This is a genomic window from Streptomyces sp. BYX5S, from assembly GCF_054724165.1.
The window spans coordinates 7,438,075-7,452,506 of record NZ_CM138829.1 but is presented as its reverse complement, the minus strand read 5'-3'; the positions used below and the strand labels follow the sequence as shown (position 1 = coordinate 7,452,506).

Annotated in this window: 11 protein-coding genes and 1 riboswitch; of the genes, 5 read left to right on the top strand and 6 right to left on the bottom strand. The window is 72.0% G+C overall.

Annotation, left to right across the window (positions count from 1 at the left end):
* Window positions 1-93: 93 nt before the first annotated feature.
* Window positions 94-738 (top strand): LysE family translocator, encoded by a 645-nt coding sequence (locus ACYBSK_RS33510; protein ID WP_457481941.1) that lies wholly within the window; start codon window positions 94-96, stop codon window positions 736-738.
* Window positions 738-1,637, top strand: coding sequence for an alpha/beta fold hydrolase (locus tag ACYBSK_RS33505; protein WP_457481022.1), 900 nt, complete (start codon window positions 738-740; stop codon window positions 1,635-1,637). The genes ACYBSK_RS33510 and ACYBSK_RS33505 overlap by 1 nt, the downstream gene beginning before the upstream one ends.
* Before the next feature lie 20 nt (window positions 1,638-1,657).
* Here the strand turns inward: ACYBSK_RS33505 and ACYBSK_RS33500 are convergent, their stop codons facing one another.
* A complete protein-coding gene (locus tag ACYBSK_RS33500; protein ID WP_460244352.1) occupies window positions 1,658-2,695 on the bottom strand; it encodes a C40 family peptidase in 1,038 nt (345 codons plus the stop codon).
* Between the two features lie 281 nt (window positions 2,696-2,976).
* On the opposite strand from ACYBSK_RS33500, the gene ACYBSK_RS33495 reads away from it, so the two are divergent.
* Entirely contained in the window at window positions 2,977-3,330 is a 354-nt protein-coding gene (locus ACYBSK_RS33495) for a hypothetical protein (RefSeq protein WP_457481020.1), read from the top strand.
* 68 nt (window positions 3,331-3,398) lie between these two features.
* Here ACYBSK_RS33495 and ACYBSK_RS33490 read toward each other — a convergent pair whose 3' ends face one another.
* The gene (locus ACYBSK_RS33490) at window positions 3,399-4,589 is read right to left on the bottom strand and encodes a C40 family peptidase (RefSeq protein WP_460244351.1); all 1,191 of its coding nucleotides are present in this window, start codon (window positions 4,587-4,589) and stop codon (window positions 3,399-3,401) included.
* A 7-nt stretch (window positions 4,590-4,596) separates the two neighbouring features.
* Window positions 4,597-4,766, bottom strand: a riboswitch (cyclic di-AMP (ydaO/yuaA leader).
* 246 nt (window positions 4,767-5,012) lie between these two features.
* Between ACYBSK_RS33490 and pcrA the strand changes: the two genes are divergently transcribed.
* Complete coding sequence (pcrA, locus tag ACYBSK_RS33485; RefSeq protein ID WP_457481018.1) at window positions 5,013-7,499, top strand: DNA helicase PcrA; 2,487 nt, start codon at window positions 5,013-5,015, stop codon at window positions 7,497-7,499.
* Between the two features lie 32 nt (window positions 7,500-7,531).
* Here the strand turns inward: pcrA and ACYBSK_RS33480 are convergent, their stop codons facing one another.
* Both ACYBSK_RS33480 and ACYBSK_RS33475 read right to left on the bottom strand, forming a co-directional pair.
* Window positions 7,532-9,091 (bottom strand): M23 family metallopeptidase, encoded by a 1,560-nt coding sequence (locus ACYBSK_RS33480; RefSeq protein ID WP_460244350.1) that lies wholly within the window; start codon window positions 9,089-9,091, stop codon window positions 7,532-7,534.
* Window positions 9,092-9,289: 198 nt separating this feature from the next.
* Window positions 9,290-10,240, bottom strand: coding sequence for an esterase/lipase family protein (locus tag ACYBSK_RS33475; RefSeq protein WP_460244349.1), 951 nt, complete (start codon window positions 10,238-10,240; stop codon window positions 9,290-9,292).
* A gap of 403 nt (window positions 10,241-10,643) precedes the next feature.
* Between ACYBSK_RS33475 and ACYBSK_RS33470 the strand changes: the two genes are divergently transcribed.
* Window positions 10,644-11,060 carry a cobalamin B12-binding domain-containing protein gene (locus tag ACYBSK_RS33470; RefSeq protein WP_457481015.1) on the top strand — a complete coding sequence of 139 codons (417 nt, stop codon included), beginning with the start codon at window positions 10,644-10,646 and terminating at the stop codon, window positions 11,058-11,060.
* Window positions 11,061-11,139: 79 nt separating this feature from the next.
* Here ACYBSK_RS33470 and ACYBSK_RS33465 read toward each other — a convergent pair whose 3' ends face one another.
* Window positions 11,140-12,726: a DUF5691 domain-containing protein gene (locus ACYBSK_RS33465; protein ID WP_460244348.1), complete on the bottom strand. Its 1,587-nt coding sequence runs from the start codon at window positions 12,724-12,726 to the stop codon at window positions 11,140-11,142.
* Window positions 12,727-12,935: 209 nt separating this feature from the next.
* Window positions 12,936-14,330 carry an SWIM zinc finger family protein gene (locus ACYBSK_RS33460; protein ID WP_460244347.1) on the bottom strand — a complete coding sequence of 465 codons (1,395 nt, stop codon included), beginning with the start codon at window positions 14,328-14,330 and terminating at the stop codon, window positions 12,936-12,938.
* Window positions 14,331-14,432 lie beyond the last annotated feature (102 nt).

The window sequence follows — 14,432 nt, the reverse complement described above, 5'->3', positions numbered from 1 at the left end:
CCGGCGGTTGACAACGTGTCCGCGCGCGTAAGTCCGCTAGTGCACCGGTATATCGGTGGCCGACGCGGGGCCCTCTGTGTCTACATGGATCGCATGATGTCCACCGACCGTCTCCTCGCCTTCGCGGCGATGTCCTTCCTGCTGATCGTCATTCCCGGTCCGAGCGTCCTCTTCGTCGTCGGCCGCGCCCTCGCCCAGGGCCGTCGGGCCGCGCTGACGACGGTTCTCGGCAATACGCTCGGGGCGTACGTGCTGGTGATCGCCGTGGCCCTCGGCGTCGGCTCGCTCGTCGAGCGGTCGGTGGCGGTCTTCATGACGTTGAAGCTGGTCGGCGCGGCCTATCTCATCTACCTGGGTGTGAAGGCGTTCCGGGGGCGGCGGTCGCTGAAGGCCGTGTTCGAGGAGGAGCGGGGTGCGGCGGGCGGCGGCACCCCGCGCACTCTCTGGGAGGGCTTCGTGGTGGGGGTCGCGAACCCGAAGACGATCGTGTTCTTCGCCGCGGTGCTGCCCCAGTTCGTCGACCGGGAGGCCGGGCACGCGGTGCCGCAAATGCTGCTCCTGGGCCTGGTGTTCAACGTGATCGCGATCGCCTCCGACAGCCTCTGGGGCCTCGCCGCGGCCACGGCCCGCACCTGGTTCGCCCGCTCCCCGCGCCGCCTCGCGGCGGTCGGCGGCACGGGCGGCCTCGCGATGGTGGGCCTGGGCGTGACGGTGGCGGCCACGGGGCGGGCCGAGTGATGCCGATCGCCGACGTGACCCCCGACATCTCGATCGCGTACGACACCTTCGGCGACCCCGCCGATCCGGCGGTGCTCCTCGTGATGGGTTTCGGCGCGCAGCTGATCGCCTGGGACGAGGGCTTCTGCGAGGCCCTGGCGGAGCGCGGCCGGTACGTGATCCGGTTCGACAACCGGGACGTGGGCCTGTCGACCAGGTTCGACGGACACCCCGTGGACATGGGCGCGTTCATCGCCGCGGTGAGCGGGGGCGACCTTCCGGCCGCGCTCGCGATGATCCCGTACCGGCTCCAGGACATGGCCGACGACGCCTTCGGCCTGCTCACCGCGGTCGGCGTCGAGCGGGCGCACGTGGTCGGCGCGTCCATGGGCGGCATGATCGCCCAGACCATGGCGATCTCCCGGCCCGAGCGCGTCCTGACCCTGACGTCGATGATGTCGACGACGGGCGAGCCCGAGTACGGGCAGTCGGCGCCGCAGGCGCAGGCGGCCCTGTTCGCCCCGAAGCCGGCCGACCGGGAGGGATTCGTCGCGGCGGCGGACCGCTCCCTGCTGTGGGCGTCCAAGCGCTACGGCGACGCGGCGTACCTGCGAGACCTGGCGGCGCGCGGCTACGACCGCGCGTACTACCCGGCGGGCGTCGCGCGCCAGCTCGGCGCCATGGTCCTCAGCGGTTCCCGCGCGGACGCCCTGCGCGGACTCGACGTGCCGACGCTGGTGATCCACGGCCTGGACGACACCCTGATCGACCCCAGTGGCGGCCGGCGGACCGCCGAACTGGTCCCGCAGGCGGAACTCCTGCTCGTCCCCGACATGGGCCACGACCGGCCGCGCGAACTGTGGCCCCAGCTCATCGACGCCCTCGCGCGCCACACCGACCGGGGCGGCCGGACCGTGTGACGCCGGCCGCCGGGGGGGCCTCACGCCACCCGGGTGGCTCCCGCGAAGGGCATCTCGTCGATCGGGGCGATTCGCACCGGGGCGCTCGGGTTCGGGGCGTGGATCATCCTGCCGCCGCCGATGTAGAGGCCCACGTGGCTGATGGACGAGTAGAAGAACACCAGGTCGCCCGGCTGGAGCTGGGACTTCGGGACGCGCTGTCCGGCGTCGATCTGGCTGTACGTCGTGCGGGGCAGTGAGACGCCCGCGGCCTTGTACGCGGCCTGCGTCAGACCGGAGCAGTCGAAGGCGGAGGGGCCGGTGGCGCCCCAGACGTAGGGGCTGCCCAGGGCGTCGTACGCGAAGGAGATCGCGGCCTTGGCGCGGGAGTTGGGGGCGTCGGAGAGGCCGGCGCGGTCGGTCGTGCGGGAGGCGCGCTCGCTGTCGGGTGCGGGGGTGCGCTCCGCGGGGGTGAGGCGGTCGAGGAGGCCCTGGGCCTCCGAGAGTTTTCGCTTCACCTTCTTCTTGCCGGCCTCCAGCTCCGCCTTCTTGGCGCGGAGTTCGTCGAGCGTGTTGTCGGCGTCCTCGCGCAGCTGGTCGATCTCGCGGAGTTCGCCCTGGACGCGGGAGACCGTGGCGGCCTGGCGGGTGCCGAGCCGCTCGGTGAGGGCGGCCCGGTCGAGGTAGGAGTCGGGGGAGGAGGACAGCAGCAGCTGCACCGACGGGTCCACGCCGCCCGTGCGGTACTGGGACGCGGCGACCGCTCCCAGCTTCGCGCGCTGCTCGTTGAGCGATTCGGTGCGCCGGGACGCCTCGTCCTGGAGCGCGTCGACCTTCTTCGCGGCCCGGTGCGCCTTCTCCTTCGCCCCGTTGTACTTCTCGGTGGCGACCTCCGCCTCCTGGTACAGCTGGTCGACCTTCGCCCGCACCTGATCGGGGCTGAGCTCCGGTTCCGCGTGTGCCGCCCCGCCGTTGACGGCGGTCGCGGTGGCCGCCGAGGCGAGGGCGAGGGTCGCCGCGGTGCGGGCCGTGCCCCCGCCGAGTGAACGCTGGCGGGGCTTGCGATGCGCTGCCGGCACGTGGTGCGTCCTTCCGGTCGTACGGCCGCCGTTCGCGCGTCCGGCGGCGGCCCGCACAGGGGGAGCGGGTCGCCGCCGGACCTTTCTCGGCGGTGGTGTCCGACTGCCGCCCCTGGTCCGGACGGCGGTGGGGAGCCGGTCACCTGAGCAAGGACGCTAAACCTCGGCGTAACGGGTTGGTGACTGATTGTTCGCAACTGCCCCGTTTGTTGTGGGCGGAGGCAGAAGGTGACAGCAGGGTGGTCGAACTCGTCCTCACTCGTCCCGTTAGGCTCCGAACCATGGACGTACTCATCCACCTCTTCGTCGGCCTGCACATCATCGGCATCGCCTCCCTGCTCGGCGGCTTCCTCACGCAGATGTCGGCGATGAAGGAGGGCACGGCCCGCTTCAACAAGGCGATGCTGCACGGCGCCCTGACCATGCTGGTGACCGGTGTCGCCCTGGTCGGCCTCAACCAGGCCGACGGCTCCACCGTGAACAACATCAAGATCGGCGTGAAGCTCGCGCTGCTGATCGTGATCCTCGGCATCGTCTACGTGAAGCGGGACGAGGAGAAGGCGGAGAAGGGCCTCTTCCTGACGGTCGGCGCGCTGACCACGGTCAACATCTTCGTCGCGGTGCTCTGGACCTGAGCGACCGCGCGCGTCACTCGCGCGGAGGGGCCCGGCAGGACGCACCTGCCGGGCCCCTCCGCGTGGGGTCAGGCCGGCCGCACCACGCTGTGGATCGACGACGTGCCGTCGTAGTAGATCGACTCCTCGCGCACGTACGCCCCCGGCTTCGGCGCGTGGATCATCATGCCGTCCCCGAGATAGAGGCCCACGTGGCTGATGTCGTCGTAGAAGAACACCAGGTCACCGGGTTGGATGTCGGAGAGCGGCACCGTCGTGCCGCTCTCGACCTGGTCCCAGGTCGTCCGCGGCAGCGAGATCCCCGCCGACTTCCACGCCGCCTGCGTCAGCCCCGAGCAGTCGTACGAGTCCGGGCCCGTGGCCCCCCACACGTACGGCTTGCCGATCTGCGCCTTGGCGAACGCCAGCGCCTGCGCGGCCTTCGTCGCGTAACCGGAGTCCGACGACGAACCGGAGGAGGAACCGGACGACGAGCCCGCCGAGCCGGACGCCTCCTGCTCCTTCTGCGCGGCCTCCTCGGCCGCCTTCCGCTTCGCCTCCTCCTCGGCCTTCTGCTTGGCGGCCAGCTCGGCGGCCTTCTTGCGGGCCGCCTCCTCCTTGGCCTTCTCGATCGCGGCGAGCCGCGCCTTCTCCTCGGCCGTCAGCTCGGCCAGCAGCTTGCGCGCGTCCGACAGCTTCGTCTGGACCGTCTGCTTGGTCGTCTTCAGCTCGCTCTGCGACTCGGTCAGGTCCTCCAGGCTCGACTGCGCCTCGGTGCGCTTCTTCGCGGTCTCGCGCGCCTGCACCTGGTAGTCGTCGATCGACTTCTTCTGCTCGTCGGTCAGCCGGCTCATCAGCTGGCGCTGCGAGAAGTAGTCCTCCGGGTCGTCCGCGAGGAACATCGTCGCGGTGTCGCTGACGCCGCCCGAGCGGTACTGCTCGGCGGCGTACCGGCCGAGCTTCTGGCGGGCCGTGTTCATGTCCTCGGTGCGCTGCGCGACCTCGTCGAGGAGCTTGTCGACCTGCTTCTTCTTGCCGTCGGTCCGTTCCTTGGCGCCGTTGTACTCCTGCGTGGCGACCTCGGCCTGCCGGTACAGGGTGTCGACCTTCTTCTGGACCTCTTCGAGGCTCGGCTTCGAGGGCTGCGCGGGCGCGGCCTGTGCCGTCTGCGACAGCAGCGCGACGGAGGTGAGGGCGGCAGTGGTGATGCCGACAGCGGGGGTCGTTCGAAGACCGCCGGTCATCCGGGACCGGGTACGGGGCTTGCGGTGCGACGCCAAGGCAGGCGACTCCTTCCGACGTCCGCCTACCGGGTTAGCTGTCGGGTTCGGGCGGTGGTGCACGTCGTACGGAAGGCTGCCCTACGGTCGGACCACCCGTGCTTTCCGGGCGCTCCGGCCGATTCACCCCAAGGTCGGTTGGGTCCCCGGTTCCCTGCCTCTCGGCGTACGGAACTCGGCGGGGGCTGCCCGTTCGCCGCGACGTTCGCGGGCGTGGGGACGGGCTGCCCGGCTGCACCGTAGCCAACTCGTGCGGCTGCTGTGAAGGTTGATGTTCGATATGCCCGATACGTATGCGTGACCTTCACGAGGGGCGGGCTCCGTCTCACCGCTCGTGCCGCGGATGTCACCACGGGTGACTCGGAGCGGGGTTGGCGGAGACGGCCCCACGGTGTCAGTGGGGCCGCCTAGACTCGTAGAGCGATGAGCAGCCTCTTTGACGACAGCTTCCTTACCGGCCTCCAGAAGGGAGCGACCGGCCCCCAGCACGGCGCGGAGGAGCCCCCGCCGCCGCCCCCGGACCCCGAGTACGACGACGGGGCCCCGGAGCCGATGCCGGACGGGCTGTTCGGCGTGCCTCCGGAGCGGGACGCGTACTACCGGGACGGCGCCCCGCGCCCGGTCCTCGACGCGGCCTCCCTCCTGGAGGGGCTGAACGAGAACCAGCAGGCGGCCGTCGTCCACGGCGGCACCCCGCTGCTCATCGTCGCGGGCGCCGGCTCCGGCAAGACCCGCGTCCTCACGCACCGCATCGCGTACCTGCTCGCCGAGCGCGGCGTGCACCCCGGCCAGATCCTCGCGATCACGTTCACGAACAAGGCCGCGGGCGAGATGAAGGAGCGCGTCGAGGACCTGGTGGGCCCGCGGGCGGGCGCGATGTGGGTCTCCACCTTCCACAGCGCCTGCGTCCGCATCCTGCGCCGCGAGAGCAAGAAGCTCGGCTTCACGTCCTCCTTCTCGATCTACGACGCCGCCGACAGCAAGCGCCTCATGGCACTCGTCTGCCGCGACCTCGACCTCGACCCGAAGAAGTTCCCGCCGAAGTCCTTCAGCGCGAAGATCAGCAACCTGAAGAACGAGCTGATCGACGACGAGGACTTCGCCGCGACCGCGGCCGACGGCTTCGAGAAGACCCTCGCCCAGGCCTACGCGATGTACCAGGCGCGCCTGCGCGAGGCCAACGCGCTGGACTTCGACGACCTGATCATGACGACGGTGAACCTGCTGCGCGCGTTCCCGGACGTCGCCGAGCACTACCGCCGCCGCTTCCGCCACGTCCTCGTCGACGAGTACCAGGACACCAACCACGCCCAGTACGCCCTGGTCAGGGAGCTCGTCGGCCCCACCGAGGGCGAGGACGCCGACCCGGCCGAGCTGTGCGTCGTCGGTGACGCCGACCAGTCGATCTACGCGTTCCGCGGCGCCACGATCCGCAACATCCTCCAGTTCGAGGAGGACTACACGAACGCGACGACGATCATGCTGGAGCAGAACTACCGCTCCACGCAGACGATCCTCAGCGCGGCGAACGCGGTCATCGAGCGCAACGAGTCGCGCCGCCCCAAGAACCTGTGGACCAACGAGGGCCCCGGCGCCCAGATCACCGGCTACGTCGCGGACACCGAGCACGACGAGGCGCAGTTCATCGCCGACGAGATCGACCGGCTCACCGACGCGGGCGACGCGCAGGCGGGCGACGTCGCGGTCTTCTACCGGACGAACGCGCAGTCCCGTGTCTTCGAAGAGATCTTCATCCGCACCGGCCTGCCCTACAAGGTCGTCGGCGGCGTCCGCTTCTACGAGCGCAAGGAAGTCCGGGACGTCCTCGCGTACTTGAGGGTCCTCGCCAACCCCGAGGACTCGGTGCCGATGCGCCGCATCCTCAACGTGCCCAAGCGCGGCATCGGCGACCGCGCCGAAGCGATGATCGACGCGCTCGCCCAGCGCGAGAAGATCTCCTTCCCGCAGGCCCTGCGCCGCGTCGACGAGGCGTACGGGATGGCGGCCCGCTCGGCCAACGCCGTGAAGCGGTTCAACACGCTGATGGAGGACCTCCGCACGATCGTCGAATCGGGCGCGGGCCCGGCGACGGTCCTGGAAGCCGTCCTGGAGCGCACCGGCTACCTCGCCGAACTCCAGGCCTCCACCGACCCGCAGGACGAGACCCGCATCGAGAACCTGCAGGAACTCGCCGCCGTGGCCCTGGAGTTCGAGCAGGAGGCGGGTGAGGACGGCGAGACCGAGACGGGCGGCGGAGGACTCTCCGACTTCCTGGAGCGCGTCGCCCTCGTCGCCGACTCCGACCAGATCCCCGACGAGGACGACGACGGCAGCGGCGTCATCACCCTGATGACCCTGCACACCGCCAAGGGCCTGGAGTTCCCGGTCGTCTTCCTCACCGGCCTGGAGGACGGCGTCTTCCCGCACATGCGCTCCCTCGGCCAGACCAAGGAGCTGGAGGAGGAGCGCCGCCTCGCCTACGTCGGCATCACGCGCGCCCGCCAGCGCCTCTATCTGACGCGCGCCTCCATGCGCAGCGCCTGGGGCCAGCCCTCGTACAACCCGCCCTCCCGCTTCCTGGAGGAGATCCCGGCCGGCCACCTGGACTGGAAGCGCACGGGACCCTCGACGCCCGCGGCCTCCACGAAGAGCATCGGCGGCGGCATCGCGGCGTCCCTGTCGTCCTCGCGCTCCCGCTCGGGTTCGACGCCGGCCTTCGCCACGCGCCGCGCGGGCGACAAGCCGGTGGTGGCCCTCGGCGTCGGCGACCGCGTCACGCACGACCAGTTCGGGCTCGGCACGGTCGTGGGCGTCTCCGGCACGGGCGACAAGGCGGAGGCCACGATCGACTTCGGCGACCCCAAGCCGAAGCGGCTGCTGCTGCGGTACGCGCCGGTCGAGAAGCTGTAGTCCCTCGTACGGGGGCTGGTTACGGGGGCTGGTTACGTCGGGTCGATGCCGTGGCTGCGCAGCCACGGCAGCGGGTCGATCGCCGAGCCGCCACCGGGCCGTACCTCGAAGTGCAGGTGCGGTCCGGTCGAGTTGCCGGAGTTGCCCGAGCGCGCGATCACGTCACCGGCCTTGACCGGGCCGCTCATCACGGTGTGCGACGACAGGTGGCAGTACCAGGTCTCCGTGCCGTCCTTGGCGGTGACGATCGCCATGTTCCCGTACGCGCTGTTCCACTGCGTCCGCACGGTGCCGTCGGTCGCGGCCATCACCTCGGTGCCGAACGAGACGGGGAAGTCGATGCCGGAGTGCTGGGACATCCAGTTGACGCCGGCCTGGCCGTAGTAGGCGCTCAGCCCGTGCTGCTTCACCGGCAGCGCGAACTTGGGCCGCATCGCCTCCTTGCGCGCGGCCTCCTCGGCCGCCTTCTTGCGCTCCGCCTGCTGCTTCGCCTTCAGGTCGATCCGCTCCTGCGTGCGGCTCGCCCGGTCCGCGAAGTCGCCCGCGTCGGCGGACAGGTCCTTCAGCTGCGTGTCCAGCTTGTTGTTGGCCACGGACGGCTGCACGGCCTGCGCGTCGGCCGCCGCGGCGGTGGTCTGCGTCTCCTGGCCCTCGTCCCCGCCGCCTCCGACGCTGGCCGCGGCGATCCCGGCGACGCCGACCACACAGGCCGACGGTACGACGACGGTGATCAGCGCCGACCGCTTCGCCGCGGGGCGACGGCGTCCGGCGCGGCCGCGCGAGACGTTCTTGCCCGCGCCGCGGCTCGACCTTCTCGAGACGGGCGCCGGCGCCGGTTCGGCCTCCGCCTCTGCCGCCGCCTCGTGGTGCTCGGCGACCTCGGGGGCCTCGGGGGCCTCCGGGTCGGGGGCGAGACCGTGCTCGGTGGGCGCTTCGGCGGCACCGGCGTTCCACTGCGTGGCGTCGTACGCGCCGGTGTCGTAGGGGGTCGTACCGAAGACGGGCGCCGGGAAGGACTGGGTCTCGAAGGTCTGCGTCTCGAAGGACTCGAAGGAATCGAAGGCGGGGGCCTCGAAGGTCTGCGTCTCGAACGTCTGGGTTGCGAAGGAGCCCGTGTCGAGGGAGCCCGTGTCGAAGGTCTGCGTCCCGAAGGAGGGGACCTCGAAGCTCTGTGTGTCGGGGTGCTGGGCCGGGAACGCGTGCGTCCCGTAACCCGAGGTGTCCCACTGCTGCGTCTCGTACGCCGACGTGTCCCACTGGCCGGTGCTGTGCTGCTCGGCCGCCGGACTCGGCTGCTGCGCCGGGATGTCGGCGACCTGCTGGTACCCGCCGGTCGACCAGGAACCGGTCGTGTCGTACGCGCCCGTGTCGTAGGTCCCGGTCTCGTACGCCCCGGTGCCGTAATGACCGGACGCGTAGGGGGCGGCGTACTGCTGCTGCGGGCCCGTGTGCCACTGGCCCGTGCTGTGGGACCCCGGTTCGTAGGGGTCCTCCTGCATGTCGCCGAAGAGCGGATCGCTTGCGAAGCTGGTCGCGGAGTAACCGTCGTACGACGCGTAGGGCGCGGTCCCCGACGGATTGCGGTCGTTCACCAACTTCTCTTTCGCCTCGACAACAGGGGCTGCCAGAGCAGTGCGGCGACTGTACCCGTCGGTATGAGGGCGCGACAATCTTCGGCAGGTTTCATGCCCCGGAGAACGGGGCAATCGGCCGCCTTTGGGTGGACTATGGACAGTTCTTTGGCCCTGAGTTCGATGATCGTTCGACGAAATGGCCGGTTCGAGGGGCCCTCAGGCCACGGTCAGACCGCCGCCGTTCCTGTCGGCCGAGCGCCCTCCTTCCTCCGGTTCGGCGTCGAGCGCCTGACGTATGCCGGTCGCGACGGCCGGGTGGACCGGCAGCGCGAGATGGCCGATGCCCGTGACCCGCACGTTCTGCGCCAGCAGGTCCGGGTGGTCCACGCAGGCCGTCTCCAGGGGCACCATCAGCTGGTCGAGATCGCTCCAGAAGCTCACGAAGCGCGTACGGCGGCCGGGCGCGGGCCGCCTCAACTCCTCGACCACGGACGAGCCGGGCCGCATCTGCCGGACGATCGGATGCGCGTCCGCGAGCGGCGCCACGCTGGTGCCGCCGTGCGGGGTGCCGAGCGTGACGAGCGTGCGCACCCGCCGGTCCCCGTCGAGGCACTGCACGTAGTAGCGGGCTATCAGCCCGCCCAGGCTGTGCCCCACGATGTCGACCCTGTCCCGGCCCGTGCGCTCGCACAGCTCCTCCACATGCCGCCCGAGCAGCGCGGCCGCCGCCCGGATGTCGCACGTGAGCGGGGAGTAGTTGAGCGACTCGACGTGCTGCCTGCCGTGCTGCGCAAGGGAGCGGCGCAGCAGGACGAAGACGGAGCGGTTGTCGATGAAGCCGTGCAGGAGCAGGACCGGGGGAGCGGCGGGTGCGGGCAGGCGGGGCGCGTCCGCGGTGGGGGCGGCGGCCGGGGGCGTGTCGAGGTCGACCGGTCCGTCCGGGGTCACGTCGACCGGCGCGTCCAGTGGCGGGGGCGACGGATGGTGGGGGAGCGGCAGGGGCTGCCGTCGTTCCGGGAGGATGCCCGAGGGATAGAGGAGCAGGTGCCCCGCGAGGATCGCCAGCTCGAGCGCGGTCGCCTTCAGCAGGGCGATCGAGAGTCCGGCCAGTCTCGTGGGCAGCAGTTGGCAGAGGGGGCGAAAGGGCAGGGTCCTCGTGACCTTCATCGGTCAACCTCCCGTCGGCACACGGGAGGAGGCCTCTGTCCCCCGTGTGCGCTCATGAGAGCCGGCCGAAGTGATTCTGTGCCGCCGAACGTGCCGGATGCGCCGACGCATCGGGCCGAACGGCAGCCGGAAGCACCGTGCCACCGTGCCGTGCGGCTGTCGGCGCGGTGGCGCGGCGACCTCGAAGCGGCTCCCTCGCGCCTGTCCCGGATGTGGCGGTCGGTCCCGCCTCCGGCAGTCGCGGCGCGCAGCGAATGTGTCCCACCGTGTGATTTCCCCCTCGGTCCGCACCGTGAAACGGCGCCTTGCGGGATGCTGTCGATAACGTTCGTTCACTTCGGGCAACAGTCTTTTGAACAGTCGCGTGAGTTTTTGATTCAGCAGTCGTTTCAAGGAGGCAGTGATGGGTGTGGCAGCCGGTCCGATCCGCGTGGTCGTCGCGAAGCCGGGACTCGACGGCCACGATCGTGGGGCCAAGGTGATCGCGCGTGCGCTGCGTGACGCCGGAATGGAGGTCATCTACACGGGCCTGCACCAGACGCCCGAGCAGGTCGTGGACACCGCCATTCAGGAGGACGCCGACGCGATCGGGCTGTCCATCCTGTCCGGCGCGCACAACACCCTCTTCGCCCGTGTCATCGAGCTCCTTGCCGAGCGGGATGCCGCGGACATCAAGGTCTTCGGTGGCGGGATCATCCCCGAGGGGGACATTCCGCTGCTGAAGGAGAAGGGTGTGGCGGAGATCTTCACGCCGGGGGCGACGACCGCGTCCATCGTGGAGTGGGTGCGGGCGAATGTGCGGCAGCCTGCCGGAGCGTAGGCCTCCGGCGGGTGGGTGTCGCGTTCGGTGGCGCGGCACCGGGGTTGCGGTCACGGGGCTCCGCCCCGGACCCCGCTGCTCAATCGCCGCAGGGGCTTGGTCTGGGTGGGGTGAGTTCGGTGCGCATGGAGTGGCGGAGGCGGAGGGTGCCGGCGAGGCGTTGGAAGGCTTCCGTCCAGTAGCCGCCGGCGCCGGGGGCCGAGCCCTCCGGTTCGTCCACCGCCGCCGTGAGGCCCTCGAGGCGTCCGACCTCGTCCGGGTCCAGGCAGCGCTCGGCGAGACCCATCACTCCGCTGAAGCTCCACGGGTAACTCCCCGCGTCCCGCGCGATGTTCAGCGCGTCGACCACGGCCCGCCCGAGCGGCCGCGCCCACGGCGTCCCGCACACCCCCAGCAGCTGGAACGCCTCGGACAAGCCGTGCGCGGCGATGAACTCCGCCACCCACTCCGCCCGTTCCGCCCCCGGCAGCGCCGCGAGCAGCTTCGCGCGCTCGGCCAGCGACACCGCCCCGGGGCCCGCCGCGTCCGGCGCCGTCGGCGCCCCGAGCAGCGCCCGTGACCAGCCGATGTCGCGCTGGCGCACCGCCGCCCGGCACCACGCGGCGTGCAGCTCGCCGCGCCAGTCGTCGGCGACCGGCAGCGCCACGATCCCCTCCGGGCTCAGCCCGCCGAACCGGTCCGGCCAGCGGTCCAGCGGCGCCGCCTCCACCAACTGGCCCAGCCACCAGGCCCGTTCCCCCCGGCCCGCCGGTGCCTTCGCCACCACTCCGTCCCGCTCCATCGCCGCGTCGCACTCGTGCGGTGCCTCCACGACGACCGTGCCCGTCGCGCGGTCCAGCGCCACGCAGGTCAGCGCACGGTCCGCCATGCGCGTCGCGAGCGCCGAGCGGGGGAGCGCGGAGAGCAGCTCGGCGGCCGTCGCCCGCACGTTCTTGCTGCGGTCGGCCAGCGCCTGCTCCAGGAACGGCTCGTCCGCGTCCCCCAGCCCCGTGCGCAGCGAGTCGAGGAACATCAGGCGGTCCTCCGCCCGCTCGGTGCCCCACGTCCCGGCCAGCAGGGCGCGGCCCACCGCCGGGTCGTACGCCCGTACGGAGGCGAGCAGCGCGACCCGCTCCGCGAACAGGCCCTCCTCCCAGCGCCGCAGGACCTCCTCCGTGTCCTGCGGCGCGGGCAGCGCGGTGCCCGCACCCGGCGTGGCGCGCAGCGCGAACTTCCAGTCCGGGTTGAGGCGGGCCAGCCACAGCGCGCGCGGGCCCGCGAACGTGAGCGCCTGCGGGCGCAGGTCGGTGCGGCCGCGTGCCGCGTCGAGGAGGGCGGGCAGCAGCTCGGGTGGGGGTCCGTAGCCGTGCGCGTTGGCCGTGGCGAGCCACTGGGGGAGGAGTTCCAGGAGGTCGGGGGCGGTGCCGCGGCGGGAGCCGCCGCCCGTGGAACGGTCCGTCAGCAGCATCGCCAGGCGGTTCCGGGCGAGGTGCGGCAGGGGCGGGCGGGGGTCTTCCGCGGCGCGCTCCGGGAGGTCGGCGGCCGGGGCGGGGCGGAGGCCGGCGCGGTGGCGCACGGTGTGGAGGGCCGCGGTGTCGAGGAGGGTGTGCGGGGGGTGGTCCGGGCGGCGGTCGGTGCCGAGGAGTGCGGTGCTGACCAGGTCGTCCCAGGTGGGCGTCGGCGTCATCGTGGGGCCTCTCCTTTTTGTGCGGTGGGTGGTTGTGGGTGGGGCGGGGCCCCCTCCGGTACCGGGTGTTGCCCTCGTCACCGGGTGGTGCCCCCGTCACCGGCACCGGGGTGGAACCCCCGGGGCTCCGCCCCGGACCCCGCTCCTCAATCGCCGGAGGGGCTTGGGTGGGGCACCGGAGGGGCGGTCCGGGGTGGCGGAGGGCACCGTCAGGTCAGGGGGATGGGGGTTGGGGTGGAGGGGGTCCAGGTGGTGAGGGGGCGGATGCCTGTGGGGCCGCATTCGGCGAAGACCGTCACGGGGGCGCCGCCGGAGGTCGCCACCAGGCGCCACAGGCCGGGGGACGACGCGGCGGATTCGGTGAGGGGGAGAGCCAATTTGCCCGCGCTGTCGGCGAGTTGCCAGTGGCCTTCCGGGGTGCGTGTCGGTATGACGTCCGCGAGCGTCACCGGCCAGGACTCCAGCCAGGGGTCGGCCGCCAGCGCCGTCCCGTAGGCGGCGAGGCCGGTCGTGACGTCGACTCCCTCGGGGCGGGCGCCGCTCACGTCCGGCGCGGCGAACTGGTCGCCGAGTTCCGCCCGGAGGGCCCCCGCTCCGGGGAAGACGGACACCTCGGCGTCGAGGGTGCGGCCCGGTGGCAGGGCCAGTGCCGGGGCGCGGCCGGCCGCCCCGTAGGACAGCAGCAGCACCGTGCGCCCGCTCTCCGCTCCGTACAGCCATATCCGGCGTGTGGTGAGGTGGCCGTCCGTCGAGTCGTACTGGGACAGGACCAGCCAGCGGTCGCGCACGGCCGGCTCCCGGTCGGAGGCGGGCAGGCCCACGCGGGAGCGGACCGTCGCCGCCAGCTCGGCGGGCAGTTCCTCGCGGCGCAGCCAGCCCTGGTCCAGGAGGTGGAGCAGGGCGCACGCCTCAAGCAGCCGCACCGGCCAGCCGGGCCCGGACGCCGGTATCGCCCCCAACTCCCGTACTCGCGCCGCGAGTCCGGGCGCCTGCGCGTCGACCATCCGGGCCGCCGTCTCCTCCCACAGCCCGTACCCCGCCCGCTCCGCCTGCGCGAGGCCGCCGCGCAGCAGGTCGGTCAGGCGCTGCTCCAGCTCCGTGGCCCCCGCCGTGATCCGCTGGGCCCGCCGCTCGGCTCTGCGCCGCGCCGCCTCGGGATCCGCCGGGGCGCCGCCCGAACCGGCCGCCGACGCCGCGGCCTGCTGCGACCCGGCCCGCTTCTGCCGTCCCTCCAGCCACGGCTGGGCCCAGTCCGGCGGCGCCTGCCCCGCCGGCACGTGCGTCTCGTCGACCGCCCAGAGCAGCAGCAGCCCGAGTGCGTGCTTGCACGGGAACTTGCGGCTCGGGCAACTGCATTTGTACGCCGGGCCCGTCGAGCCCGCGGCGCTTTGGCCGATGTCCACGATCGTCTGGTACGGCTTGCTGCCGCTGCCCTTGCACAGTCCCCACACCGCCCCCTCGTCCGAATCTCCCGCGCTCGCGGACGTCCCGGTCCCCGACCAGGGCCCCGGCGACCCGAGCTTGCTTCCCGCCTTGCGTGACGAAGCGTCAGGCGCCAGCGCGAGCACCTGATCCGCCGTCCAGCGAACCCCCTGCTGATTCATGTCGTCGACGGTAGGTCCCGCCACTGACAATCGCCCCGGCAACTGCTCTGACCTGCGCCGATGTTGGCGCCGAGGTCGATTGTCAGTGGCGTGGTGCACCGT

What these genes read in the sequence shown, in the direction of transcription:
- ACYBSK_RS33460 (WP_460244347.1), bottom strand. Translation starts at nt 14,330, where the DNA reads ATGAATCAGCAGGGGGTTCGCTGGACGGCGGATCAGGTGCTCGCGCTG.
- ACYBSK_RS33510 (WP_457481941.1), top strand. Translation starts at nt 94, where the DNA reads ATGATGTCCACCGACCGTCTCCTCGCCTTCGCGGCGATGTCCTTCCTG.
- ACYBSK_RS33475 (WP_460244349.1), bottom strand. Translation starts at nt 10,240, where the DNA reads ATGAAGGTCACGAGGACCCTGCCCTTTCGCCCCCTCTGCCAACTGCTG.
- pcrA (WP_457481018.1), top strand. Translation starts at nt 5,013, where the DNA reads ATGAGCAGCCTCTTTGACGACAGCTTCCTTACCGGCCTCCAGAAGGGA.
- ACYBSK_RS33465 (WP_460244348.1), bottom strand. Translation starts at nt 12,726, where the DNA reads ATGACGCCGACGCCCACCTGGGACGACCTGGTCAGCACCGCACTCCTC.
- ACYBSK_RS33495 (WP_457481020.1), top strand. Translation starts at nt 2,977, where the DNA reads ATGGACGTACTCATCCACCTCTTCGTCGGCCTGCACATCATCGGCATC.
- ACYBSK_RS33505 (WP_457481022.1), top strand. Translation starts at nt 738, where the DNA reads ATGCCGATCGCCGACGTGACCCCCGACATCTCGATCGCGTACGACACC.
- ACYBSK_RS33470 (WP_457481015.1), top strand. Translation starts at nt 10,644, where the DNA reads ATGGGTGTGGCAGCCGGTCCGATCCGCGTGGTCGTCGCGAAGCCGGGA.